The 23,397-nt window shown below is 70.6% G+C and carries 26 protein-coding genes; 13 read left to right on the top strand and 13 right to left on the bottom strand.

The genetic code is table 11. The annotated features are described in order from the left end of the window. Positions 1–8 precede the first annotated feature (8 nt). Both ACYVKA_RS12320 and ACYVKA_RS12315 read right to left on the bottom strand, forming a co-directional pair. Entirely contained in the window at positions 9–260 is a 252-nt protein-coding gene (locus tag ACYVKA_RS12320) for a glutaredoxin family protein (protein ID WP_460705774.1), read from the bottom strand. Between the two features lie 195 nt (positions 261–455). Next, complete coding sequence (locus ACYVKA_RS12315) at positions 456–557, bottom strand: 30S ribosomal protein bS22 (RefSeq protein ID WP_002550589.1); 102 nt, start codon at positions 555–557, stop codon at positions 456–458. A 325-nt stretch (positions 558–882) separates the two neighbouring features. On the opposite strand from ACYVKA_RS12315, the gene ACYVKA_RS12310 reads away from it, so the two are divergent. Further along, complete coding sequence (locus ACYVKA_RS12310; protein ID WP_460705772.1) at positions 883–1,014, top strand: hypothetical protein; 132 nt, start codon at positions 883–885, stop codon at positions 1,012–1,014. A 132-nt stretch (positions 1,015–1,146) separates the two neighbouring features. Here ACYVKA_RS12310 and proC read toward each other — a convergent pair whose 3' ends face one another. The 5 genes from proC to ACYVKA_RS12285 all read right to left on the bottom strand — a co-directional run bounded on the left by proC (position 1,147) and on the right by ACYVKA_RS12285 (position 5,724). Continuing rightward, positions 1,147–1,953, bottom strand: coding sequence for a pyrroline-5-carboxylate reductase (gene proC, locus ACYVKA_RS12305; protein ID WP_460705770.1), 807 nt, complete (start codon positions 1,951–1,953; stop codon positions 1,147–1,149). A gap of 3 nt (positions 1,954–1,956) precedes the next feature. Beyond that, positions 1,957–3,006, bottom strand: coding sequence for an aspartate-semialdehyde dehydrogenase (locus ACYVKA_RS12300; RefSeq protein WP_460705798.1), 1,050 nt, complete (start codon positions 3,004–3,006; stop codon positions 1,957–1,959). A 62-nt stretch (positions 3,007–3,068) separates the two neighbouring features. Then, positions 3,069–3,851: a CPBP family intramembrane glutamic endopeptidase gene (locus ACYVKA_RS12295; RefSeq protein WP_460705768.1), complete on the bottom strand. Its 783-nt coding sequence runs from the start codon at positions 3,849–3,851 to the stop codon at positions 3,069–3,071. After that, entirely contained in the window at positions 3,848–4,807 is a 960-nt protein-coding gene (locus ACYVKA_RS12290; RefSeq protein WP_460705766.1) for a proline dehydrogenase family protein, read from the bottom strand. The genes ACYVKA_RS12295 and ACYVKA_RS12290 overlap by 4 nt, the downstream gene beginning before the upstream one ends. Next, positions 4,804–5,724, bottom strand: a complete 921-nt coding sequence (locus tag ACYVKA_RS12285) for a sugar phosphate isomerase/epimerase family protein (RefSeq protein WP_460705764.1) — start codon at positions 5,722–5,724, stop codon at positions 4,804–4,806. Before ACYVKA_RS12285 ends, ACYVKA_RS12290 begins: the two co-directional genes overlap by 4 nt. Before the next feature lie 48 nt (positions 5,725–5,772). Here ACYVKA_RS12285 and ACYVKA_RS12280 point away from each other — a divergent pair, with 48 nt between their 5' ends. The 3 genes from ACYVKA_RS12280 to radA all read left to right on the top strand — a co-directional run bounded on the left by ACYVKA_RS12280 (position 5,773) and on the right by radA (position 8,841). Further along, a complete protein-coding gene (locus ACYVKA_RS12280) occupies positions 5,773–6,603 on the top strand; it encodes a hypothetical protein (RefSeq protein ID WP_460705762.1) in 831 nt (276 codons plus the stop codon). A 61-nt stretch (positions 6,604–6,664) separates the two neighbouring features. Continuing rightward, complete coding sequence (locus ACYVKA_RS12275) at positions 6,665–7,303, top strand: VOC family protein (RefSeq protein WP_394276141.1); 639 nt, start codon at positions 6,665–6,667, stop codon at positions 7,301–7,303. Between the two features lie 143 nt (positions 7,304–7,446). Further along, a complete protein-coding gene (gene radA / locus ACYVKA_RS12270; RefSeq protein ID WP_394276142.1) occupies positions 7,447–8,841 on the top strand; it encodes a DNA repair protein RadA in 1,395 nt (464 codons plus the stop codon). Between the two features lie 108 nt (positions 8,842–8,949). Here the strand turns inward: radA and ACYVKA_RS12265 are convergent, their stop codons facing one another. Then, entirely contained in the window at positions 8,950–10,011 is a 1,062-nt protein-coding gene (locus ACYVKA_RS12265) for an FAD-binding oxidoreductase (RefSeq protein WP_394276143.1), read from the bottom strand. After that, entirely contained in the window at positions 10,008–11,672 is a 1,665-nt protein-coding gene (gene hcp, locus ACYVKA_RS12260) for a hydroxylamine reductase (RefSeq protein ID WP_460705760.1), read from the bottom strand. The genes ACYVKA_RS12265 and hcp overlap by 4 nt, the downstream gene beginning before the upstream one ends. Positions 11,673–11,816: 144 nt before the next feature. Here hcp and disA point away from each other — a divergent pair, with 144 nt between their 5' ends. Then, positions 11,817–12,896 (top strand): DNA integrity scanning diadenylate cyclase DisA, encoded by a 1,080-nt coding sequence (gene disA / locus ACYVKA_RS12255; RefSeq protein ID WP_460705758.1) that lies wholly within the window; start codon positions 11,817–11,819, stop codon positions 12,894–12,896. Positions 12,897–12,940: 44 nt separating this feature from the next. Here the strand turns inward: disA and ACYVKA_RS12250 are convergent, their stop codons facing one another. Then, on the bottom strand, positions 12,941–13,660 hold the full coding sequence (locus tag ACYVKA_RS12250; protein WP_460705756.1) for a hypothetical protein: 720 nt from the start codon (positions 13,658–13,660) through the stop codon (positions 12,941–12,943). A 102-nt stretch (positions 13,661–13,762) separates the two neighbouring features. Between ACYVKA_RS12250 and ACYVKA_RS12245 the strand changes: the two genes are divergently transcribed. From ACYVKA_RS12245 to ACYVKA_RS12220, 6 genes are all read left to right on the top strand, one after another. Continuing rightward, positions 13,763–14,623 carry an HhH-GPD family protein gene (locus ACYVKA_RS12245; protein ID WP_460705754.1) on the top strand — a complete coding sequence of 287 codons (861 nt, stop codon included), beginning with the start codon at positions 13,763–13,765 and terminating at the stop codon, positions 14,621–14,623. Between the two features lie 170 nt (positions 14,624–14,793). Continuing rightward, the gene (locus ACYVKA_RS12240; protein WP_460705752.1) at positions 14,794–15,399 is read left to right on the top strand and encodes an ECF transporter S component; all 606 of its coding nucleotides are present in this window, start codon (positions 14,794–14,796) and stop codon (positions 15,397–15,399) included. Positions 15,400–15,435: 36 nt separating this feature from the next. Then, complete coding sequence (locus tag ACYVKA_RS12235) at positions 15,436–16,965, top strand: ABC transporter ATP-binding protein (protein WP_460705750.1); 1,530 nt, start codon at positions 15,436–15,438, stop codon at positions 16,963–16,965. Continuing rightward, the gene (locus ACYVKA_RS12230; protein WP_394276150.1) at positions 16,962–17,723 is read left to right on the top strand and encodes an energy-coupling factor transporter transmembrane component T family protein; all 762 of its coding nucleotides are present in this window, start codon (positions 16,962–16,964) and stop codon (positions 17,721–17,723) included. The genes ACYVKA_RS12235 and ACYVKA_RS12230 overlap by 4 nt, the downstream gene beginning before the upstream one ends. 13 nt (positions 17,724–17,736) lie before the next feature. Beyond that, the gene (locus ACYVKA_RS12225; protein WP_394276151.1) at positions 17,737–18,264 is read left to right on the top strand and encodes a nucleoside/nucleotide kinase family protein; all 528 of its coding nucleotides are present in this window, start codon (positions 17,737–17,739) and stop codon (positions 18,262–18,264) included. Positions 18,265–18,522: 258 nt separating this feature from the next. Next, on the top strand, positions 18,523–19,092 hold the full coding sequence (locus ACYVKA_RS12220) for a hypothetical protein (RefSeq protein ID WP_460705748.1): 570 nt from the start codon (positions 18,523–18,525) through the stop codon (positions 19,090–19,092). Here ACYVKA_RS12220 and ACYVKA_RS12215 read toward each other — a convergent pair. Beyond that, positions 19,062–19,580, bottom strand: coding sequence for a hypothetical protein (locus ACYVKA_RS12215; protein WP_460705746.1), 519 nt, complete (start codon positions 19,578–19,580; stop codon positions 19,062–19,064). The genes ACYVKA_RS12220 and ACYVKA_RS12215 overlap by 31 nt on opposite strands. A gap of 88 nt (positions 19,581–19,668) precedes the next feature. Between ACYVKA_RS12215 and ACYVKA_RS12210 the strand changes: the two genes are divergently transcribed. Beyond that, positions 19,669–21,180 (top strand): MFS transporter, encoded by a 1,512-nt coding sequence (locus tag ACYVKA_RS12210; RefSeq protein WP_460705744.1) that lies wholly within the window; start codon positions 19,669–19,671, stop codon positions 21,178–21,180. A gap of 129 nt (positions 21,181–21,309) precedes the next feature. On the opposite strand, the gene ACYVKA_RS12205 is transcribed toward ACYVKA_RS12210, so the two are convergent. Further along, positions 21,310–21,471 carry a hypothetical protein gene (locus tag ACYVKA_RS12205; RefSeq protein ID WP_394276155.1) on the bottom strand — a complete coding sequence of 54 codons (162 nt, stop codon included), beginning with the start codon at positions 21,469–21,471 and terminating at the stop codon, positions 21,310–21,312. A gap of 175 nt (positions 21,472–21,646) precedes the next feature. Next, the gene (locus ACYVKA_RS12200; protein ID WP_460705742.1) at positions 21,647–22,357 is read right to left on the bottom strand and encodes a rhomboid family intramembrane serine protease; all 711 of its coding nucleotides are present in this window, start codon (positions 22,355–22,357) and stop codon (positions 21,647–21,649) included. Between the two features lie 123 nt (positions 22,358–22,480). Here ACYVKA_RS12200 and ACYVKA_RS12195 point away from each other — a divergent pair, with 123 nt between their 5' ends. Beyond that, positions 22,481–23,383, top strand: a complete 903-nt coding sequence (locus tag ACYVKA_RS12195) for a phosphotransferase family protein (RefSeq protein WP_460705740.1) — start codon at positions 22,481–22,483, stop codon at positions 23,381–23,383. Positions 23,384–23,397 lie beyond the last annotated feature (14 nt).

Genomic DNA, 23,397 nt, shown 5'->3' with positions numbered 1-23,397 from the left:
GCGGGACGTCACAGCGGCGGTGGCGGCTCCACGGGTTCACCGCGCAGGGCGCGTCGCAGCAGGCCCTCGTCCAGGGCCCAGTAGGCAAGCATCCGACCATGGACGAAGGTCACCGGGACGTGATGGGTGAAGCGCTCCCGCAGCACCGGATCGACATCGACGTCAACCAGCTCCAGGCTCGCGCCAAGCTCCTCGCAGACAGAGCGGGCCCTCGGTTCGGCCTGTTCACACAGGTGGCAACCCTGGCGGGTGACGAGCACGACATCACTGCCGCTCGCCCACGCCTCGACGGGGCCGGCAGACGCCGGCCCATCCTCGAACGATCGCGCACGCCCGGGCACGACACGGTCCGCGGACCCAGGTGAGGCCGCGGACCGACGCCTGCCCGAGTAGGGCCACAGACGCATGTCGTATGGACGGCGTGCCACTCGAGGCAGCACGGACCGTGAAGGGACTTACTTGCCCGCGCGACGACGCTGGATGCGCGTCTTCTTCAGAAGCTTGCGGTGCTTCTTCTTCGCCATGCGCTTGCGACGCTTCTTGATGACAGAACCCACGATGGAGCCTTTCCTCGAACGGGACTGGAGGTGATTCCAGCCAAGACAGTGACATCCCCCTGCGACCCGGTCGGTACGGGGGCGACCCCCCAACCTTACCGTCCCGGCGTGGACCAAGGAAATTGCGTGACTCGAGGACGTGCCCTGCCGCGGTGGGAATAGAACTCGGCCCGGACGCGCTGCACCGGGCACACGCCCCGGGTCGCCGCCCGGCACCGGGTGCCGTGCAGCAGGCTCGGCCGGGCAGCCGTCACCACCGTGACGGTCCGGCGGTCAGCGTGGATTCCTGCGGTCATCAGGTCCGACCCCTTCCACAGGAGACACCATGAACAAGCTGTTCACCACCATCAGCCGCCTCGTCGACGCCTACCCGCAGGCCGTCCTCGGCGACGTGGCCGCGCGCAATCCGGAGCTCTTCCTGACCAGCCGCGACCTGTTCAACGACCTCAGCCGCTGACCCAGGACCGACGGCCCGGGCGTCACGGCCCAGCCACGGCAGAACAGCGCAACAGACGGGGGCCGGCGAACCCGCTGGGTTCGCCGGCCCCCGTCCAGCATGCGCGATGTGCCAGGACTCGTCAGCTGCCCCTCAGGCCTGCCCCGCCTCGCGCGACATCTCGGCGGAGCGGTCACGGCAGGCGTGCATCGCCCGGGAGAAGGCGGAGCGCACGCCGTCCTGGTCCAGCACCCGAAGTGCCTGCGCCGTGGTGCCGCCCGGCGAGGTGACGCCCTCGCGCAGACTGGCCGGGTGGGCGCCCGGTTCCCGCAGCATGGCACCGGCACCGTCGATGGTGTGCGCCACCAGGTCCGTCGCGGTCGGCCGGGACAACCCCATCTGCACCGCTGCCTCCACCATCGCGTCGGCCACGTGGAAGAGGTAGGCCGGGCCCGATCCGGAGATCGACGTGACCACGTCCTGCTGGTCCTCCGGCACCACCACCACGTGACCGCAGGCCTGCATCACTTCGCGCACCCGCTCCAGGTCTTCCTCGCTGGTGGACTGCGAGGGGCTCAGGGCGCTGACCCCGCGCCCCACCAGCGACGGGGTGTTGGGCATCACGCGCACCAGTGGCTGGCCCTCGCGCAGCTGGCGCTCCATCACGGCCAGGGGCATTCCCGCCGCCAGGCTCACCACCACCGCCTGCTCCCTCAGGTGCCCGGCTGCCTGGCCGAGCACCTCACGGACGCCGCGCGGCTTGACGGCCACCACCAGGACGTCGGCACTCGCGGCGGCCTCCTCGAGAGTGGCAGCACGCACACCCTCGTAGCGCCCCTCAAGCTCACGGTCCCGCTCGGTACGACGGTTCACGACCAGCAACTCGTGCTTGCCCCAGCGGGCCAGCCCGGACAGGACCGCCTCGCCCATCGTTCCCACGCCCACCAGTGCGATGACCACGGCTCAGCCCTTCAGGTTCTTGGCAACCAGCTCGGCCACCTGCACCGCGTTGAGGGCGGCACCCTTGCGCAGGTTGTCATTGCTGAGGAAGAGCACCAGGCCCTTGCCCTCGGGGGCGGACTGGTCACGGCGGATACGCCCGACGAAGGACGGGTCCTTGCCGGCCGCGTCCTGCGGGGTGGGGACGTCCATCAGCTCCACACCGGGAGCGCCCGCGAGGATCTCGGCGGCCTGCTCGGGAGTGATGTCGCGCTCGAACTCGGCGTGGACCACCAGGGAGTGGCCGCTGAGCACCGGCACCCGCACGCAGGTTCCGGCCACCCGCAGCTCGGTCAGGTGCAGGATCTTGCGCGACTCATTGCGCAGCTTCTGCTCCTCGTCGGTCTCGCCGCTGCCGTCGTCGACCAGACCACCGGCAATCGGCAGCACGTTGTAGGCGATGGGTTTCACATAGGGGGCCGGGTCACCGAAGTCGATCACTTGCCCGTCCAGGCGCAGCTCGTCGAGCTTCCCGGACTCCACCCCGACGCGGAACTGGCGTTCGGCATTGAGCACCGCGTCCCCGCCGGAACCCGAGATGGCCTGGTAGGTGGCCACCACCAGGCGCTTCAGGCCTGCTGCGTCGTGCAGCGGCTTGATGACGGGCATGGCCGCCATGGTGGTGCAGTTGGGGTTGGCGATGATGCCCTTGGGCGGGTTCTTGGCGTCGTCCGGGTTCACCTCGCTGACCACCAGCGGCACCTCGGGGTCCAGCCGCCAGGCCGAGGAGTTGTCGACGACGATGGCGCCGGCGGCGGCCACCTTGGGGGCCACGACCTTCGACGTCGACCCGCCATTGCTGAACAGGGCGATGTCGAGACCGGAGAAGTCGGCGGTCTCGGTGTCCTCGACGGTGATCTCCTGGCCCTTGAAGGTGATCGTCTTCCCAGCAGAGCGTGCGGAGGCGAACAGCCGCAGCTCGTCGACGGGGAAGTCACGTTCCTCCAGCAGCGTCATCATCACGCCGCCGACCTGACCAGTTGCTCCAAAGATTCCTACGCGCATGGGACCCAGACTAGGTGCCCGGCAGGCTTCGTCCGGCCCGGTCCACGTGGCGTCGGGCCTGCTGGTTGCCCTCAGAGCCAGGAGACCCGCCCGGCCAGCGCGGCGTAGCCGACGAAACTGGCGACGTCGAGCAGGAAGTGGGCCACCACCAACGGCCACAGGCGCCCGGTGCGCCGGAAGAAGCACCCCAGGAGCAGCCCCATCACGAGGTTGCCGACGAAGCCGCCGAAGCCCTGGTAGAGGTGGTAGCTGCCGCGCACCACCGCAGAGCCGACCAGGACGAGCCGGGGCGACACTCGCGCCTGCGCACCACGGACGAACAGGTAGCCGACCATCACGACCTCCTCGAGCACCGCATTGCCCGCGGCCGAGGCCACCAGCAGCGGAACCACCCACCAGTGCTCTCCCAGCCCCGCGGCCTGGACCGTCGTGTTCAGCCCGAGCGCCCGGGAACCCAGGTAGAGCGCGAGCCCGGGGACCCCGATGCCGACGAAGATGCCCAGGCCCCACAGCAGGTCGCTCCGCACCCGCCGCAGGTCGAGCCCGGTGGCGGCCAGCACCCCGTGGCGGGGAGGCCAGGCGGTGGCCAACAGGAGCAGTGCCAGCAGTGCCGGGACGGGCAGCAGCAGCACGTCGACCAGCTGGTACAGGGCACTGAGCCAGGGCCGGTCCGGCGTGGCGGCCTGGTTCAACGAGGAGGTCTGCTGGTCCAGCGGCACGGCACGGGTGGTGCGCTCGATGATGCTCAGCACCGAGTAGATGGCCGAGCGGCCCAGGCTCACCCCCAGCAGCAGGGCCACCTCCAGCAGCATCACCCGGCGCAGGCGGGACCGGCCGGGCGGGGACGCGCTCATCGCCTGGTGACCAGCGCCCGCAGCAGGGGCATGACATTGGCCGGGCGCTCGGTGACCCGTCGCAGCAGGTAGGCGTACCAGTCGCTGCCCACGGGCAGGTGGACGCGCACCTGGTGGCCGGTGTCGACCAGGCGGCGGTGCTCCCAGGGCCGCACCCCGTGGTACATCTGGAATTCATAGCTGTCCCCGGCTCGCTGGTGCTGGCCTGCGATCTGGATGGTGGCCTCCACGAGCTGCGGATCATGGGTCGCGACCATCGGATGCCCACGCCCGGCCATCAGCACCTCCAGGCAGGCGATGAAGCTCTGGTCCACGTCCTGGCCGGTGATGTGGCCCGTCGCCCACGGCTGCGAGTAGCCGCCCTTGCACAGCCGCACCCGCGCCGGCATCGATGCCAGCCAGCGGCTGTCCACCAGGCTTCGCCGCTGACGACTCTGCACCGTCACCCCCAGCTGGGGGAAGTCCTGGTGGCACAGCGAGAACAGGGCGTAGGTCTCGTCGGTGGTCGACGGCTCCTCCAGGTCGAGGCTCACCAGGCTGCCGGCATTGCGGGCCGCCAGGCAGATCTCACCCAGGGCCGCCTGCGCCAGACGGGCATCGGACAGCCCCAGCCCGATCGTGCTCGGCTTGACCGTCACCTCCGCCACGGACGCCAGGCCCGCCCGCGAGACCTCCTGGACCAGCTCGCGGTGCGCCCCCACCGCCGCCCGGACGTCGTCGACTCCCCGTGCCGGAGCAAGCAGGGGCTCCAAGGTGGATCGCAGGCCCTTGCTGTGGTTCTGCCGCACCGTCTCCACCGCCTCGCCGGTGTTCTCTGCCGCGATGAAACGGCGGGCCACCTCACGCGCGGCCGGACTCGCCGTCACCGCCCGCTGCGCACGATCCGAGCTTCCGAGCCGCGCCACGAACTCGCTGGCGCGTCCGAAGGGGCTGCTGACCTGGTCGTGCCCGCTCACCGTGCGGCCCCCTCGCGCGTCGTCCCGAAGGTGTCTGCGTCCACCTCGTCCGGCTGGTCCTGGCCGAGGTGGTGTCGCAACTTGGCCAGGCAGTCGGCCAGCCACTGGGCGCGCACCTCGCGCGAACCGGCCTTGCGGGTGTTGACCTCGAGCACCACGTGGCCGTCGAAGGCCCTCTCGGCGAGGCGGTCCAGCAGCTCGAAGGCACGCTGGTCGCCCTCGCCAGGGAAGAGGTGCTCGTCCTTGGGCGAACCCTTGCCGTCGGTGATGTGCACGTGACGAAGCCTGGGCCCCCACTCCTCCACATAGTCCAAGGACTGCTTTCGGGAGGTGGAGGCGTGCGAGAGGTCGAGGGTCAGGTGCTCGTAGCCCATCTCGGTGGGGTCCCAGCTGGGCACATAGGCCTGGAAGTGGGTGCCGGGCGTGCGCCACGGGTACATGTTCTCCACGGCGACGATGACGCCGGTGCGGGAGTTCAGCTCGCGGATCCCGTCGACGAAGGTGCGGGCATAGCGCCCCTGCCAGCGAAAGGGCGGATGCACGACGACCACCTCGGCCCCCAGGCGCTGGGCCGCCTCGGCGGAACGCTCCAGCTTCTCCCACGGGTCGGTGCCCCAGGTGGCCTGGGTGACCAGCAGGGTCGGGGCGTGGATCGACAGCACCGCCACCTGGTGCCGGTCCTGCAGTTCGGCGACCTTGTCGATGTCTGCCGCCAGTGGGTCGATGCCCACCATCACCTCGACGCCGTCCCAGCCCAGCTCGGCGGACAGCTCGAAGGCGGCGGCCGTCGACTCCGGATAGACGCAACTGGAGGACAGTCCCACGCGGGCCGGGCTGCGGGGGCGTCGCACGGGGGCGACGGCATCAGCGCTGCCGTCGCCGCGCAGGGGCTGGGTGCTCTCGCCTGTGGGGACCATTCCTCCAAACTAGTGCCTGCCGGGAGCCGCCCCGGTAGGGTGCCGGTCGTGAATCCCGTCGACGTCGAGATCAGGCAGCCCTTCCCCCGCACCTGGGTGGAGTTCGTGGACCCCGCCGACGACGACCAGCTGCTGCGCTGCGACCTGACCTGGCTCACCTCCCGCTGGAGCTGCATCTTCGGCGAGGCCTGCCGCGGCATCGACGCGAACCGACCCGAGGACGGCTGCTGCGTCCTGGGAGCGCACTTCAGCGAAGCGGCCGACGAGCAGCGCGTCGCCGGACACGTCGCACGCCTGACCCCCCAGACCTGGCAGCAGTACGAGCAGGGCCAGCACGGCTGGGCCGAGGACGAGGAGTCCGACCCTGACACCGAGGATGAGGAGGCCGACCCCGAGGCCGATGCGGACCAGGAGCAGACCCGCAAGACCCGCGTCGTGGACGGCGTGTGCATCTTCCAGAACCGGCCGGGTTTTCCCGGCGGAGCCGGATGCGCCCTGCACGGCCTCGCCCTGCGCGAGGGGATCAGCCCGGTGCAGACCAAGCCGGACGTCTGCTGGCAACTGCCGATCCGGCGCACCTACCGACACATGGAGAGGGCCGACGGCACGCCCTGGCTGGAGATCACCATCGGCGAGTACACCCGGGAGGGCTGGGGCTCGGGCGGCGCAGACCTGGACTGGTACTGCACGTCGAACCCGGTGGCCCACGTCGGGGCCAGCCCGGTCTACGAGTCGAGCCGCGACGAACTGGTCGAGCTCATGGGCCAGCCGGCCTATGACGAACTGGTGCGCCTGGCCGAGGAGCACCTGGCCGGGCTGGCACACCATCCGGCCACCACTGCGGCAACAGAGGGCGCCGTGGGGAATTCGACCGCCTAGTCAGACAGCTTTCACCACCCCCGTTTTCGCTTATCGACAGGTCACCGGCAAGAATGTGGCCATGCATGTCGACCATCTCGTGTTCGCAGCCGGTCCCGACGGCCTCAAGGCGGAGGCGGAGCGTCTGGGCAACCTTCTTGGTGCCGAGTTCAAGGACGGTGGCTTCCACCCCCGCTTCGGCACCCGCAACCACATCCTCCCGCTCGCCGACGATCGTTACCTGGAACTGGTCGAGGTGCTGGAGCATCCGGCCGCTGACAAGGCCCTGTTCGGGCAGGCCGTGCGCGCCCGTACCGAACTGGGTGGTGGCTGGCTCGGCTGGGTGGTGTCGGTTGACGACATCACCCCCTACGAGGAGCGTGAGGGCCGCGCGGCCGTCGACGGCTCCCGCCACTTCCCCGACGGCCGCCTGCTGGAGTGGAAGCAGGTGGGCATCAAGGGCCTGATGGCCGACCCGCAGCTTCCCTACTTCCTGCAGTGGACCTCGCCGGAGGACGTCCGTCCCAGCGCCCTCAAGGGCGACGTGGACGTCGTCGGCTTCGACATCGCCGGCTCCCGCCCGCGCGTCGAGGACTGGATGGGCGTCGAGCTCGGTGATGAATTCGACGGCGTGAAGCTGAACTTCACCGCCCCCAACGGCATGCCTGGCCTCGACGCGGTCACCTTCCAGACCGCCTCGGGCGAGATCGTGCGCATCTGAGGCCCTGCGCTCCCTGATCGACCTGCAGCCACGGCGGCGCGTCCCCTTCGGGGCGCGCCGTTGCTGCATTCCAAGGCACCCGCCCGGGGGTGCGTGGGCGTTGGGCACGAGAACTGTCAGAGCCGTCGCCTAGGGTCGTCGACGTGGCGAAGCAGAAGCAGGACGCGTACCAGTGCACCGAGTGCGGGTGGACCTCGGCCCGGTGGGTCGGCAAGTGTGGCGAGTGCCAGGCCTGGGGTTCAGTGGCCGAGCGAGGCGCGCCGAAGCTGGCCGAGGTGGCCAGCAGCACGCCGGTGTCCAAGGCGATGCCGATCGGCAGGGTGCCGACCAACACCACCCAGCGCACGCTCACCGGCATCGGTGAGCTCGACAGGGTGCTCGGCGGTGGCCTGGTGCCCGGGGTCGTGGTGCTGCTGGCCGGCGAGCCGGGCGTGGGCAAGTCGACCCTGCTGCTGGAGGTGGCGGCCAAGTGGGCCTCCGGGGGCGGGCGGACGCTCTATGTCACCGGTGAGGAGTCCGCGGCCCAGGTGCGGCTGCGGGCAGGCCGCACCAATGCGCTGGCCGACGAGCTCTACCTGGCCGCGGAGACCGACCTGGGCACCGTACTGGGGCACATCGAGGAAGTGGAGCCCGACCTGGTGGTGCTCGACTCGGTGCAGACCGTCGGCACCGCCCAGGCCGACGGCTCCCCGGGCGGGGTGACCCAGGTGCGGGAGGTGACCGGGGCGCTGGTGCGCGTCGCCAAACGCCGCGGCATGGCGGTGGTGATCGTCGGCCACGTCACCAAGGACGGCACCATTGCCGGGCCCCGCACCATGGAGCACCTGGTGGACGTGGTGCTCAACTTCGAGGGCGACCGCCACTCCGGCTTCCGGATGGTGCGCGCGGTCAAGAACCGCTTCGGCCCCTCCGACGAGGTGGGCTGCTTCGAGATGAGCGAGAAGGGCATCGTCGAGGTGACCGACCCGTCGGGGCTGTTCACCACGCACCGGGACCAGCCCGTGCCCGGCACCTGCGTCACGGTGACCATGCAGGGACGACGGCCCCTGCTGGCCGAGGTGCAGGCCCTGGTCGCCCCCTCACCCAATGAGAAGAACCCGCGGCGCACCACCAATGGGGTGGAGGGCAGCCGGGTCGCGATGATCCTGGCGGTGCTGGAGACCAAGGCGCGCATCACCCTGGCCGCCAAGGATGTCTACGTCTCCACCGTGGGTGGTGCAAAGGTTGCCGACCCGTGCGCCGACCTGGCGATCGCGGTCGCGGTGGCCAGTGGCCAGCTGGGCGTCAACTTCCCCAAGCGGGTGCTGGCCGTCGGCGAGGTGGGCCTGGCAGGAGACCTGCGACGGGTCCCCGGGCTGGAACGTCGCCTGGCCGAGGCAGGAAGGCTTGGCTTCGAGCTGGCGATCGTGCCCGCGCGCAGCCGTGACACGACGCAGAAGGTGCCCAACCTGGGTGGGCTGAAGGTCGTCGAGGTGGAGTCGGTGGCCGAGGCGCTCGGCGTGCTTGGGCTGAAGCGAGCCCCGCGGGAACGCGGCTGAGCGGGTGGGGCTCGCGGGCCCCGGACGGTGCCCCAGTGCTGGGGGCCCCGGGCTACGGGGCCACCAGCACAGGTGTCTGTCACCAACGGCCCGGGCCGGATGGAAGCCTCAGTTCTGGCTGATCCGCTCCGTGTGCACCAGCTCCGGTGCCACTCCGGCAGCGGCCGTCGCCTCCTCCAGCGCAGTGACCATGCCGGGAGGGCCACAGACGTAGATGTCGGGCACGAGCTCGGGATCGGAGCCGGCCTCCGCGAGCCCTGCCTCCAGGACGTCCACGGCCGAGCCCGCGACGCACTCGAAGCGTTCGTCGGGGGCCTCCAGTCCGCCCTCGGGATGCCAGATCGCCAGGGTGACCCTCAGTTCGGGCATCTGGTCGAGCAGCTCGCCGATCTCCGCCACGCCGAAGACGTCGTCGACGGTGTTGACGCCCAGTACCAGGCGGGTCTCCTGCGGGTCGCCCCACTCCGCCATCCGGCGCAGCATGCTCAGCAGGGGCGCCAGGCCGCAGCCGCCACCCACGAACCAGCGGGGCCGCATCCCGTTCTCCTCCAGGGCAAAGGTGCCCTGGGGACCGACCACGGTGAGCCTCTGGCCCACCTCGGCGCGCTCGTCGAGGAAGGTGGAGAAGGTGCCGTGCTCGCGGATGTGGATCAGGAATTCCAGCGTCCCGTCCCAGTTCTGCACGTTCGACATGGAGTAGGCACGCAGCACGCCCGAGTCCGGTTCGACCAGCTGCATGTACTGCCCGGCCTCGAACTCGGCGGCCGAACCATTCACCTCGTGCTCGTCGAGCTGCAACGTGAGTTTCACGATGTGCTGCCTGAGGTGCTCGATCGAGGCGATCGTGGCGGTGCGCTCCAGCGGCGCCTGGTCGATCAGTTTGGCCGAGTCGAAGGGCAGGTTGACGTCCAGGTCGCTGGTGGGCTCGACGCAGCACAACAGGGCGGAAGCTTCGGGCGCGTTGGCACCCAGGGCGTCGGCCTCGAAGGGCCGCATCGTGTAGTCGCCGGCACTCACCTGCGCGATGCAGGTGCCGCAGGTTCCCTTGCCACACAGCGAGGGCAGGATGATGTCGGCATCCTTGGCCGCCTCCACCACGGACTGGCCCTGCAGGGCCTGGACCGTGCGCACGTCACCGTCGGTGGTGACCATCCTCACCTGGCAGCTCATGCGCCCGCCATGGCCAGGGCGAGGTCCTCGGTGGGATCTCCCAGCGGCTTGAGGTCGAACTTGTCGACCAGGATGTCGACGACGGCCGGGGTGAGGAAGACCGGCAGGGTCGGTCCGAGGCGGATGTGCTTGATGTCGAGGCTCAGCAGCGTGAGCAGCACGGCGGCGGCCTTCTGCTCGAACCAGCTGACGAACATGCTCAACGGCAGGTCGTTGACGCCGCAGTCGAAAGCCTCCGACAGCGCCAGGGCGATCTTGACCGCGGTGAAGGAGTCATTGCACTGGCCGATGTCGAGCAGCCGGGGCAGGCCCGCGACGGTGCCGTAGTCATGGCCGTTGACCCGGTACTTGTTGCAGCCCATGGTGAGCAGCACGGTGTCCTCGCCCGACTTCTCGGCGATCTCGGTGTAGTAGTTGCGACCGGGCTTGGCGCCGTCGCAGCCACCGATCACCAGGAAGCGGCTGATCTGGCCGGTCTTGACGGCCTCGACGATCGCGTCGGCGTGGTCGAGGACCGAGCCGTGCCCGAAGCCGACGGTGACGGTGCGCTGGGGATCGGTGACATTGAAGCCGGGCAGCGCCTGGGCGGCCTTGACCACCAGCGCGAGGTCCTCGTGCTCCAGGTGGCGCACGCCGGGCCACCCGACCGGGCCCATGGTGAAGATGCGGGAGCGGTAGGTGGGCTGGGGCTCGATGAGGCAGTTGGAGGTCATCACGATCGGGCCGGGGAAGGCCGCGAACTCCTCGTGCTGGTTCTGCCAGGCCGAGCCGTAGTTGCCGACCAGGTGGGGGTACTTCTTCAGGCCCGGGTAGCCGTGGGCCGGCAGCATCTCGCCGTGGGTCCACACGTTGATGCCGTTGTCCTTGGTGGCTTCGAGGATGGCGACCAGGTCGCCCAGGTCGTGGCCCGAGACCAGGATGGCCTTGCCCTCGATGGCGGTGACGGGGACCTCGGTGGGCACCGGGGTGCCGAAGACGCCGGTGTTGGCAGCATCCAGCATCTCCATCACCTTCAGGTTCAAGGTGCCGAGTTTCAGCGCGTGGCCGAGCAGGGTGTCGAGGTCGGTGGCTGGATCGCCGAGGAAGGCCAGCGCCTTCTCGATGCCGGCATCGGTCTCGTCGGTGCGGTGCCCGAGCACGTGGGCGTGGTGGGCATAGGCGCACAGACCCTTGAGTCCGTACAGGTTGAGGTTGCGCACCCCGACCACGTCGGCGCCCAGGACGTCGATGTTGGCGTCGACGCGAACCAGCGGGGCCTGCTTCAGCAGGGCGGCGAATCCCTTGCCGGGCACGAACTCGGCGGCGCCCGAGGGCAGCTGCGGCTCCTCACCACGCTCGGCGCACAGGTCGAGGTAACGCTGCTTGAGTTCCTGCTGGTAGGCGTGGGCCTGGTCGATCATGCGCTGGAAGCTGGTGGCATTGAAGTTCACGTTGGTGAGGGTGGTGAAGACCCAGTAGGAGGCCCGGTGGGCGGGGGCGGGGTCCGACTCGCCCTTCTCGCGCAGCAGGGCTGCGTACTGGCCGATGCCGTAGCAGACGGTGATCAGGATGTCCTGGAGGGTGGCAGTGCGGTCGTCCTTGCCGCAATTGCCCTTGAGGGAGTGGCAGCCCAGCAGCAGGTTGTCGCTCCGGTCGGTCTGTTCGCACTGGTAGCAGAACATTGGCCTCACACTCACTTCGTTGATACGGAAAATCTCTTGCTTAATAACTACCCTTCGTCGTGGCCCATGGCAAGCAAGGCGACCCTTGCCTCGTGACACCCTGCGCGCGACGAGCTACGCCGCCGGTCGCACTACGATCGGGGCATGGCCGCACCTTCCCCCGCCGAGCACCAGGCACGACAGCGCCGTTTCCAGGCCCTCCTGGCCCCCGGCACCCCCCTGCGCGAGGGACTGGAGCGCATCCAGAAGGGTCGCACCGGCGCGCTGGTGGTGCTGGGCAGCAACCGACGGGTGGAGAAGATCTCGACCGGGGGCTTCGCCCTGGACGTGCAGTTCACCCCCACCGCCCTGCGCGAGCTGGCCAAGATGGACGGCGGCATCATCGTCTCCAGTGACTTCGAGCGCATCCTCGCCGCGGGTGTCCACTTCGTCCCCGACGGCGACATCCCCACCGTCGAGACCGGAACCCGGCACCGCACGGCCGACCGGATCGCCCAGCAGACCGAACTGCCGGTGGTGACCGTCTCGGCCTCGATGTCGACCATCACCCTCTTCCTGGACGGACAGCGCGACCCGATCGAGACCTCCGAGCGGATCCTCTCGCGTGCCAACCAGGCCCTGGCCACCCTCACCCGCTACCGGGAGCGGCTGCTGGAGACCACGCGCGTGCTCACCTCGCTGGAGGTGCACGACCAGGTCAGCGTCAAGGAGGTGGCCCTGGTGGCGCAGCGCATCGAGATGATCCGCCGCCTGGACCGGGAGTTGCGCGCCTATGTCGCGGCCCTGGGCGTCGACGGGCGGCTGCTCGAGATGCAGCTCCACGAGCTCACCCACGGTGTCGACGACCTCGCCACGCTCGTCGAGCTGGACTACGGGCCCGAAGACGAGGAGTCCACCAGCTTCCGGCTGGCTGCCCTGGAGGAGCTCACCTCCACCGAACTGCTGGAACCGCTGACGGTCGCACGCACCATGGGCTTCGGCGAGGATCACCACCTGGAGACCCACCTGACCCCGCGCGGCCACCGCCAGATCGCCCAGCTGGGACGCATCCCCACCAGCCTGTGCCGCCGCCTGGTGGAGCACTTCGGCAGCTTGCAGGCACTCTTCGGCGCCAAGACCCGCGACCTGATGGAGGTCGACGGCATCGGTGAGGGCCGCGCCCGCCTGGTGCGCGAGGGCTTGGGACGGGTGGCCGACTCCGCCTACGGCGACCGCCTGGACTGAGCCCGTGCCCCTGCGCCGACCCCGTGGGGCGGGGCGTCGCCGGATCAGGCCTGCAGGTTCATCACCAGGGCACGGGAGCTGACGCCGTCCAGCGTGGCGGCGGCACGGTAGGTGCCCGGCCGCAGCGCCTCCTCGCGCAGGCCGCACCCATCCTTGGAGCGCTTGCCCTGCCAGGTCACCGAGGTCTTCCACGGCTCGCCGGGACGGATGGTCTGGGTGCCGCGGGGCGCCCACTTGGCGCAGTGTGCCGTGGTCCAGATCCGGTCTGGGCCGGAGGTGACCTCCAGCACGAGCGGGCTCTCGTCCAGGTCGAGGACGCAGGCCATGGAGTCCCCATTGGCCACCTGGACCTGGAAGGCGGTGGAGGCACCCGCGGTGGGGCGCTTGTCGCCCTCGACCGTCACCGAGAGCACCTCGGTCGTGCAGTGCACCGGCCCCGTGGGCGTGGGATTGGGGGTCGGCGTGGGCGACTCGCTGGCACTCGCCGAGCTGCTCGGACTGGCCGAGGCGCTGGGCGTGGACGAGGCGCTCGGGCTGGGTGAGGCACTGGGCGTGGCGCTGGGGCTTGGCGTCACGCCCACCGAGGCCAGCGAGGCAGGGTTCTGCGGGACCGCACTGATGTCGGACTTGTTGTTGCCGAACAGGCCCGACAGCACCCACCACACCAGGGCGACCGAGACCAGGGCGGCGAGCGCGACGATGCCGCGACGCAGCCAGTAGGTGTTCCTGGACTCCGGGTCGGAGGGCTGCATCAGCGAGTTCATGTGCTGATCGTAGGAGCGAACCGCGACCACGGCCAGCAGCCCTGCCAAGAGGCGGGCCTGCGCGTGGCGAACGAGCCCGTGCGGGACCACTAGGCTGGCGCGATGGACAGGCAGCGGGTGGTGTGGCTGGTCAACCAGTGGTTCGAACAGAACCGGCGTGACCTCCCGTGGCGCCGCAGCACCCCATGGGGCGTGATGGTGAGCGAGTTCATGCTCCAGCAGACGCCCGTGGCCCGGGTGCTCGGCCCCTGGCAGGAGTGGATGGAGCGCTGGCCCACCCCCGACGACCTCGCCGCCGAGGAGCCGGGCGCGGCCGTCGCGGCCTGGGGCCGGCTGGGATATCCGCGACGCGCCCAGCGCCTGCACCGCGCCGCCGTCGCCATCGCCCAGGAACACCAGGGCCAGGTGCCCACCACCCTGGAGGAATTGCGGGCCCTGCCCGGGGTCGGGCAGTACACCGCCGCCGCGATCCTGTCCTTTGCCCATGGCGGGCGGGCCGTCGTCCTGGACACCAACATCCGCCGCCTGCTCGCGCGCGTCGAGGGCGGCCAGCAGTTCCCCTCGGCCTCACCCGCCGTGGCGGAGTGGCGCGAGGCCGAGGCCTGGCTGCCCGAGGACGAGGCCACTGCAGCCCTCTGGGCGGCCTCCTCGATGGAGCTGGGGGCGCTGGTCTGCACCGCGCGCAGCCCCCGGTGTGAGGACTGCCCGGTCTCGAAGCTCTGCGCCTGGCGGGTCGCCGGGTACCCCGCCCATGAAGGACCGCCCCGCAGGCCACAGGCCTGGCACGGCACTGACCGCCAGTGCCGGGGCGTGATCCTCGACCTGGTGCGGCACAGCCCCGACGGCGTGCCCGTCGAGCTGGCGCTGGAGGCGTGGACCGACCGCAGCCAGGCCGAACGCTGCCTGTCCGGGCTGCTGGACGACGAGCTGGTGCGCCGCGACGCGGGACTTCTGCGCCTGTGAGGACAGCTGGTAGCTTGGGCGGCGCACACGGGAGTCCGAAGCGTCGGGCTGAGAGGAGGGCACGCGCCCTCGACCGTCGAACCTGACCCGGGTCATGCCGGCGCAGGGAGGCCTCTTGCAGGCAGTCGAGATCCGGCTGCCACCCGTGCCCCCGACGATGAAGGCACACCATGGACACCACCGAAGACCTCACCCGCCCCGCGTCGACCAAGGGCTGGCGCGTGGTCGACATCGTCGTGGCCGCCGTGCTGGGCGTGGCGATCGGCCTGGTCTTCTTCGCCTACAACGGCCCCGGTTATGCGGCCTTCGAGTCGGTCGACGCGCTGACCCCCGGCCTAGGCGGCCTGCTCGCCGGAGTCTGGCTGCTGGGTGGCCCGCTCGGGGCGCTGGTGATCCGCAAGCCCGGCGCCGCCCTGTTCGTCGAGCTGCTGGCCGCGATCGTCTCGATGGCACTGGGCACCATCTGGGGATGGGAGACCGTCGCCTCGGGCTTCGCGCAGGGACTCGGGGCCGAGGTCGTCTTCGCCCTGGCCGCCTACCGTCGCTGGAACCTGGGCGTGGCCATGCTGGCCGGCGCCGGTGCCGGTGCCGCGGCCTGGGTCAACGAGTTCATCCTGGGCAACCATGCCAAGTCGCTGGCCTTCAACGGCACCTACCTGGTCTGCCTGCTGGTCTCGGGCGCCATCCTGGCCGGACTGCTGGGCTGGCTGCTCACCCGTGCCCTGGCCAGTGCCGGTGCGCTGGACCGCTTCGCCTCCGGGCGCGAGTCCCGCTGAGCGCGGCACCAGCCACCTCATGAACCCAACCGCGCCATGATCGTCGCCGAGGACTGGGGCTGGCGCCACGCCGGGCGCACCGGCTGGGCGGTGCACGGCGCCAGCTTCACCATCGAGGACGGTGAGAAGGTGCTTCTGCTCGGCGCCTCCGGCGCGGGCAAGTCCACCCTGGTGCATGCCATGGCGGGCGTGCTCGGCGGCGCCGAGGAGGGTGAGGAGTCCGGCCGGCTGCTCGTCGACGGCCGCCACCCCACCCGAGGGCGCGGCCAGGTGGGCCTGGTGATGCAGGACCCCGACACGCAGGTGGTGCTGGCGCGGGTGGGCGACGACGTAGCCTTCGGCTGCGAGAACATGGGTCTGCCGCGCGACCAGATCTGGCCCAGGGTGCGCGCCTGCCTGGACGCGGTCGGCCTGGACGTGCAGCTCGACCGCCCCACCTCGGCCCTCTCAGGAGGCCAGAAGCAGCGGCTGGTGATCGCCGGCGCGCTGGCGATGCAGGCGAACACCCTGCTGCTTGACGAACCGACCGCCAACCTCGATCCCGAGGGGGCGCGGGAGGTGCGCGACGTGGTCGCCGGGCTGTGCCGGGAGCGCGGGACCACCCTGGTGGTGGTGGAGCACCGCGTGGAGCTGTGGGCCGAGCTGGTGGACCGGGTGCTGGTGCTCGCCCCCGGTGGGGGCGTCCTGGCCGACGGGCCTCCGGCGAGGGTCTTCACCGAACAGCGCGATGCCCTGCTCGCCGCCGGGGTGTGGGTGCCAGGCGCGGCACTGCCACCAGGCCTGGGCGGGACCCCGGCGCGCACCGAGGGGGCCCCGTCTGCCACCGGCCGCGAGCCGGTCCTGCACACCGAGAAGCTGTCCATCGGCCACACCCCCCAGCACGTGGTGCAGCAGGATCTGGAGCTGGCGATCGCGCGCGGCCGCTCCACCGTGGTGACCGGCGCCAATGGTGCCGGGAAGTCGACCCTGGCCCTCACCCTGGCCGGGCTGCTGCCCAAACTCGGCGGACGGGTGGTGGCCGACCAGCAGCTGTGGCCCTCCCCGACCATCACCCGGGGCCGGCTGCGACGACGCCAGCTCGACCCGGCCGACCCGGCCAACTGGGCCTCCCGCGACCTGGTGACCAGGATCGGCACCGTCTTCCAGCAGCCCGAGCACCAGTTCGTCGCTGCCAGCGTGCGCGAGGAGCTGGCCGCCGGACTGGTCGCCCTGGCCCGGGTGGACCAGTCCTGGACGCCCGCACGGATCGACGAGCAGGTGGAGCGCCTGCTGGAGATGCTGCACCTGCAGCGGATTGCCACGGCCAATCCGTTCACCCTCTCGGGCGGCGAGAAGCGACGCCTGAGCGTCGGGACGGTGCTGGCCACCGGACCCGAGCTGATCTTCCTCGACGAGCCGACCTTCGGCCAGGACCGCAACACGTGGCTCGACATGGTCTCGCTGGTGCGCCAGATGGTCGACGAGGGCCGCAGCGTGGTCTCGATCACCCACGACGGGGACTTCATCGACGCCCTGGGCCAGGACCACCTGCACCTGGAGCCGATCGGGACGGAGGCCGACCGATGAGGCGCACCCAACTCGATCGTGTGAACCCGGCCATCCGCGTGCTCTCGGGGATCGTGCTGAGCCTTCCGCTGGCCCTGACCGTCGACTGGGTGAGTGCCTCGGTGGCGCTGGTGTTCGAGGTGCTGGTCTTCCTGGCCGCTGGCGTGGGTCTGGGCACCCTGCTGCGCCGGGTGCTGCCGCTGCTGGTGGTGGCGCCCTTCGGGGCGGTGAGCATGCTGCTCTACGGCGCTCCCTCGGGCCGCACCTGGTGGCAGTGGGGGCCGGTGGAGGTCAGTGACGGCTCGGCCATGCTGGCCCTGGCCCTGACGCTTCGGGTCTTCGCGCTGGCGATGCCCGCCATCGTGCTCCTGCAGGGCATCGACGCCACCCGGATGGCCGACGGGCTGGCCCAGGTGCTGCGGCTGCCCTCGCGCTTCGTGCTGGGCAGCCTGGCGGGCTTCCGGATGCTCGGGCTCTTCCAGGAGGACTGGCGCCAGCTGGGCCAGGCCCGCCGGGCCCGCGGTCTGGGCGATGCGGGGCGGCTGCGGCGCTGGGTGCTGATGAGCTTCTCGCTGTTGGTGCTGGCCCTGCGCCGCGGGGGCCGGCTGGCGACGGCGATGGAGGCCAAGGGCTTCGGCGGCGCTGTGGAGCGCACCTGGGCGAGGCCCTCGCGGGTGGGCTGGCCGGATGCGGTCGCCCTGCTGCTGGCGGTGCTGGTGGGTGGCATCGCCGTCGCGGCTGCGATCCACATGGGAACGCTGCGCACGGTCTTCTCATGACCGCCCCCTCATCATGACCGCCACGCTGCGCCGGATCCTGGTGGACGGTGGCTCCGGCTCGGGCAAGACGACGCTGGCCCGTCGGCTCTGCGCGGCCTGGGGCGAGCTGTGCGGCGAGCAGGTGCAGCTGGTGAGCCTCGACGACGCTTACCCGGGCTGGCATGGCCTGGCGGCGGGCTCGCGCGCCGTCCACGAGACGATCCTGCGCCCCCGGGACCCGGGCTACCGCCGATGGGACTGGCAACGCCAGGCGCCTGGGGAGTGGGTGGCGCTGGACCCCGCCCGCCCGATGGTCGTGGAGGGCTGCGGAGCGCTCACTCCTGCCTCGCGGGAGCTGGCAGACCTGGCCCTGTGGGTGGAGCTGGACGAGCCCACCAGGCGCCGGCGGGCCCTGGACCGCGATGGTGAGGGCTATGCGCCGTGGTGGCAGACCTGGGCCGAGCAGGAGGAGCTGCACTGGCAACGACACAGCCCCCAGCAGCTGGCCGACCTGGTCGTCGCACCTGGCCGGGACACCCGTGGGCAGCTGGATTGGCGCTGAAGGGGTTCTGAAGACCGGCCAGCGCCGCCGACTGAATCGGTTAAACCACTGGATCTCCACAGGGCCTTGTCACACCAGGTTCGGTGGGGCCCGTCCCGGCACCCCCCGGACTGCGATGCCGCATCGTAGCTGGCGGGGCGGCCGGGGCACACGCCCACGAAAGGTTAACCTCATCCGAGTCGCCCTCGTGGCGGCCGCAGCTGGGGAGCTGCGACTCGGGGGATTTGCCAAGGCCCCCGTCGCAAGGAATCCCCCACCGTGAACAGCACCGCCCTCCGCGCCCTCGCCGCCCTCTCGCTGACCGCCGGCCTGGCCATCGCCGCCCCCACGCAGGCAGAGGCCGCCAGCTCCAAGTGCGCCATCGTGCAGGCCCGCACCGTCGCCGGCTACAACTTCTCCACGATGCCCACCAGGCGTGTCTGCTCCCAGAGCCTGGCCTACGGCACCTCGGGCGTCGCCAAACTGGCCAGCAAGACCATCGTGGTCAACTACAGCGCCAGGCGCACCTCCAACCAGCAGGTGGGCAAGGCGACGCTGCACGAGTTGACCCACCACGTCGAGTACCGCACCACCCCCGCCAGGCGTGCCAAGCTCTACGGCTACGTCGGCCTGGGCGATGCCAAGGGCAACTACTTCGACGTCAAGGACTCCTACTACCACAACGGCTCCCTGGCCCGTTGGAAGCAGTCGCCCCGCGAGCGCCTGGCCGAGAGCGTGGTCAACTGCACCTATGGCAGCCCGAACCACAAGGGCATGAAGCTGGTGCCCCGGAGTCAGTGCAAGTCCTTCCTCAAGGACTACGAGGCCGCCATCGCAGCCGCCCGCTGAGCCAGCCTGACCAGCGGCAGGTGGGCCAGCAGGACCGCCATGGCGAGCAGCACGCCCACGGCGGGCCACTGGACCACTCCCGGCAGGGCCTGCGCCAGGCCCCACAGCACCTGCAGGGCCAGCAAGACTTCCAGCACCACCAGCAGCCGTCGCACCCCATGGGCCCGCGACGACTGCTGTGCGTGCAGCCCGTCGGCCAGGCGTGCGAGCAGCAGCCACAGGACTGCCATCCACGCCAGGCCTGCCGCCGCGTGCAGCGCGGGGCCGAGCCATGGTGGCGCGCTCTCGCTGAAGAAGACGGCGAAGTCGAGCAGGGAGCAGGCCAGCCCGGCGACAGCCAGCAGGAGCACGCGCGGGCCGTCCGGCATCCGGGACTCGACGAGCCCCGCGGTGACCAGGCCCCAGCCGATGGCATCGGGCAACAGGTCGAAACCATTGAGCACCGAATCGGCGGCCAGCACCAGGGCTCCCCAGGCGACCAACAGCATGACGACCAGACTAGTGAGCAGTCACCCCCGCGGGGACAACCAGTGGCATCGGCTTGCCCGGCGGGCGGCAATCTCGTAGAACGTGCTGGTGACCCCAGACCGCAACGTGATCACCGTCGAGCACACCGATCGCACCTTCCACCGCTATAAGATCCTGGCGGTGCTGCTGGTGCCGGTGGCGATGAGCCTGATCCAGATCAGCTCCATCAATGTCGCCCTGTCCAGCATCGGCGTGGGCCTCGAAGCCTCCTCCTCCCACCTGCAGTGGGTGCTGTCGGGCTATGCCCTGAGTTTCGGCGTGGCCCTGGTGCCGGCCGGGCGCCTGGGTGACGTCTTCGGCCGGGGAAGCCTGCACATCGCCGGACTGGCACTGTTCACGCTGGCATCGCTGGGCTGTGGCCTGGCGACGGACTCCTTCATGCTGAACGGGGCGCGGCTGCTGCAGGGCCTGGGTGCGGGGCTGTTCAACCCGCAGACGATGGGCATGATCCAGCAGTACTTCAGCGGTCAGGGCCGGGCCCGGGCATTCAGCCTGCTCGGCATGGTGGTCTCGGTCTCGGTGGCCATCGGCCCGGTCTTCGCCGGCAGCATCATCCGCACCATCGGGGCCGAGGACGGCTGGCGCTGGTCCTTCCTGCTGATGGTCCCGATGGGCCTGGCCGGGATCCTGCTGGCTCTGCGCTGGCTGCCTTTCGAGACCGAACGTGCCCATCACGCCGCACGCCGGGTGACGGCCGACGGCGGCGCGCGCCGGCAGGGAGCGCGCTCGCACGTCGACCTGGACCCCGTGGGCGCCCTGCTGCTGACTCTGGCGATCCTTGGCGTGATGCTGCCCTTCACGCTGAAGTCCGGCGGGCTGGTCTGGGCGCTGGTGCCGGCAGCGCTGGGCCTGTTGTGGGTGTGGGTGCGCTGGGAGACCTGGCACAAGGCGCGCGGCGGAGACCCGATGGTGGACCTGGCGCTCTTTCGGCACTCGAGTTTCACCATGGGCACCGCCACCTCGGCGGTGCAGTTCCTGGGCGCCACCTCGATCTTCGTCACGGTGGCCATGTACCTGCAGAACGGGTTGCACGCCTCGGCCTTCGCCGCTGGCCTGATCGGCCTGCCCAATGCCGCGGCCTCGGCCTGGTCGGCGATGTGGTCGGGGCGTCACGCATTGCGCATGGGGCGCCCGATCATCATCGGTGGCCTGCTGTTGTGCACGCTGGGCGTGCTGGGCAGCCTCGTCGTGGTGTGGGCGGTGGACACCTGGCAGGTGAGCTTCTGGTGGCTCCTGCTGACACTGGGCCTGTCGGGCCTGGGCGTGGGTGCAGTCGGCTCGGCCAACCAGACCTTGAGCCTGCAGGACGTCCCGGTGCACTCGGGCGGGACGGCAGGCGGCGTGAAGTCGGCGGCCGAGCGCACCGCGACCGCGATCGGCAATGCCATGATCACGGCCGTCTACTTCGGCGTGACCGCCTCCCATGGCGCCGCCAAGGGATGCATGGCCGCCTATGCGGTGATCGTGGTGGTGCTGCTGGCCGCGGTGGGCCTGGCGGTGCGCGACCGTCAGCTCAACGGCAATGGCATCCACTGGCCCGCGGGTGCCGTGGCGCGCTGAGCGCTGGATTGCGCGTCCCGATGGGAGCGGAGACGTCGAACGGGTCACCCCGCCATCGTGCTGCCCCCGCTGGAATTGCGGGTGCCGCGCCGGTGCGCGGCGGTCCGGTGCGCGGCGGTGTTGGGCTGTTCAGGCCGCCAGACTGGAGTGCTCGCGCGAAGGGCTGACGACGATGGTTTCGTCGGAGGACAGGGCCCGGTCGGCCATGGCGCTGGTGGAGTTGCCGGCAAGGGTGATGACGACCAGGGCGGTGATCCAGAGGGTGGCCAGGACGATGAGCAGGGTGATCATGGGGGACTGCTTCCGTGTGGGGGACATCGGACCTTCCGACACCCCGAAGCCTGCCATCTCGCACGCCCGTCATAACTATTGTGGGACATTCGTTCAGGATCGCGTCAGGTAGTCCCGGCTCGCACCAGTTTCAGATCCTCGCCCCGAAGACGCCGCAACCCCAAGCACGTCTGGATCAGACGGTCACATAGCGCACCACCAGCGCGAGCACCAGCACGACGACGACCGCCCCGGTCCACTGCCAGGTGCGATTCGGCAGTCCCTTCCAAGTGCGCTGCACCGCCATGGTCATCAGCTGCGCGGTCACCAGGCCCGTGATGAAGCCGCCCAGGTGTGCCTGCCAGGCGATCCCCGGGATGGTGAACGAGATCACCGCATTGACCAGCAGCACGCCCCACATCGAGCGCGACGAGGCCCCGACATGGCGGTACATCACCAACAGCGCCCCGAAGAGCCCGAAGACCGCGCCCGAGGCGCCCACCACGCCGTTGTACCAACCCACCCCCGCGGGGTTCTGGGCCGTAGGCGGCAAGGCCAGCAACACGAAACCAACGCCACCGCCCAGCGCGCTGACCATGTAGAGCGCCGCGAACCGGGCGGGGCCCAGTGCCAGCTCCATCCACCGGCCCACCGACCACAGGGCGAACATGTTGAACAGGATGTGCGTGATCCACTCGGAGTGGGCAAAGGCCGAGGTGACGAAGCGCCACGGCTCCACCTCGCCCAGCGCAGGACTCAGCGCCACGAGCTCGGTGAAACCCGGGACACTCCGCTGCGCCAACCAGACCGCGATGCACACCGCGATGATGGAATAGGTGACCACCTCGAGCTGGGGACGCTGGCGTCGTACAGGCTGGGAATCGGCTGTCGGCCACTGTTCAGTCACCCCAGAACTGTAGGCAGCAGCGGCCAAGAGAATGCTGTGGGCCGCGCACACCCCGGGCCACCACCACCGGCGGGCTAGGCTGGACGCACCGGCCGCACCCGGCCACGGCACCCGAGGAGGACCATGGACGAGCTCGACCCGGGCGCCGCCTGGGCCGCCCGACCCCTCGACGCACGCACCCTGCGCCGCATGCTCGAGCACGCCTACGGCCCCCGGGCGCCGCGCGAGGAGCCCGTCGTGCACGCCCTGTCGACCACCTCGCGCAACCTCGTCCTGCGCACCGCCCTGCGCGACGGACGCCAGGTGGTGCTCAAGATCGCACCGCCACCCCACCTGCCGTCGATGGGCCACGAGACCGACCAGCTGGGCGCCGAGGTCGAGGCACTTCACATGGTCGCCGAGCACACCGGCATCACCGCGCCCCAGATGCACCACCACGACGACTCCCACGAACTGGTCGACGCCGAATGGTTCGCCATGTCCCACGTCGAGGGCCACCCCGCCGGTCTCGGCGCCGGCGATCCCCGCCTGGCCGAGACCTTCGCCGCCCTGCACCAGATCTCCGGCGACGGCTTCGGCCGGGCCGGTGCCAGCCCCCAGGGCTCCTGGCAGGACGCCTTCACCAGCATCGTGGAGGACCTGCTGGCCGACGCCCAGCTGGTCGGCCAGCAGCTCGACGTCGATGTCGAGCACCTGCACCAGCTCGTGCTCGACCGTGGCGACTGCCTCGACGAGGTCACCGAGGCAGTCTGGTGCTGGGCCAATACCGACCCGGCAGACCTGCTGGACACCGGCGAAGGACTGGCCCTGCTCGACCACGGCCACGGCATCTGGGGCGACCCGCTGATGGACCTCGACGCGCCCCGCACCGGACTGTCGGCCGCCGCGGCACGGCGCCGCGCCCTCTACGACCTGCGCGAGGCGCTGGAGGCCTGCGTCGTCGACGCCCACCGCGGACAGGTCGCCTCAGCCACTCATGCCAGTGCGCTGCAGGCGGCCATCGACGCCCTGGCCGCGTTCGCCTGAGGCCAGCACGTCGG

This window comes from Luteococcus sediminum (genome assembly GCF_054783495.1).
The sequence above is the reverse complement of the archived record's forward strand: the minus strand, read 5'-3'. Positions and strand labels throughout refer to the sequence as shown.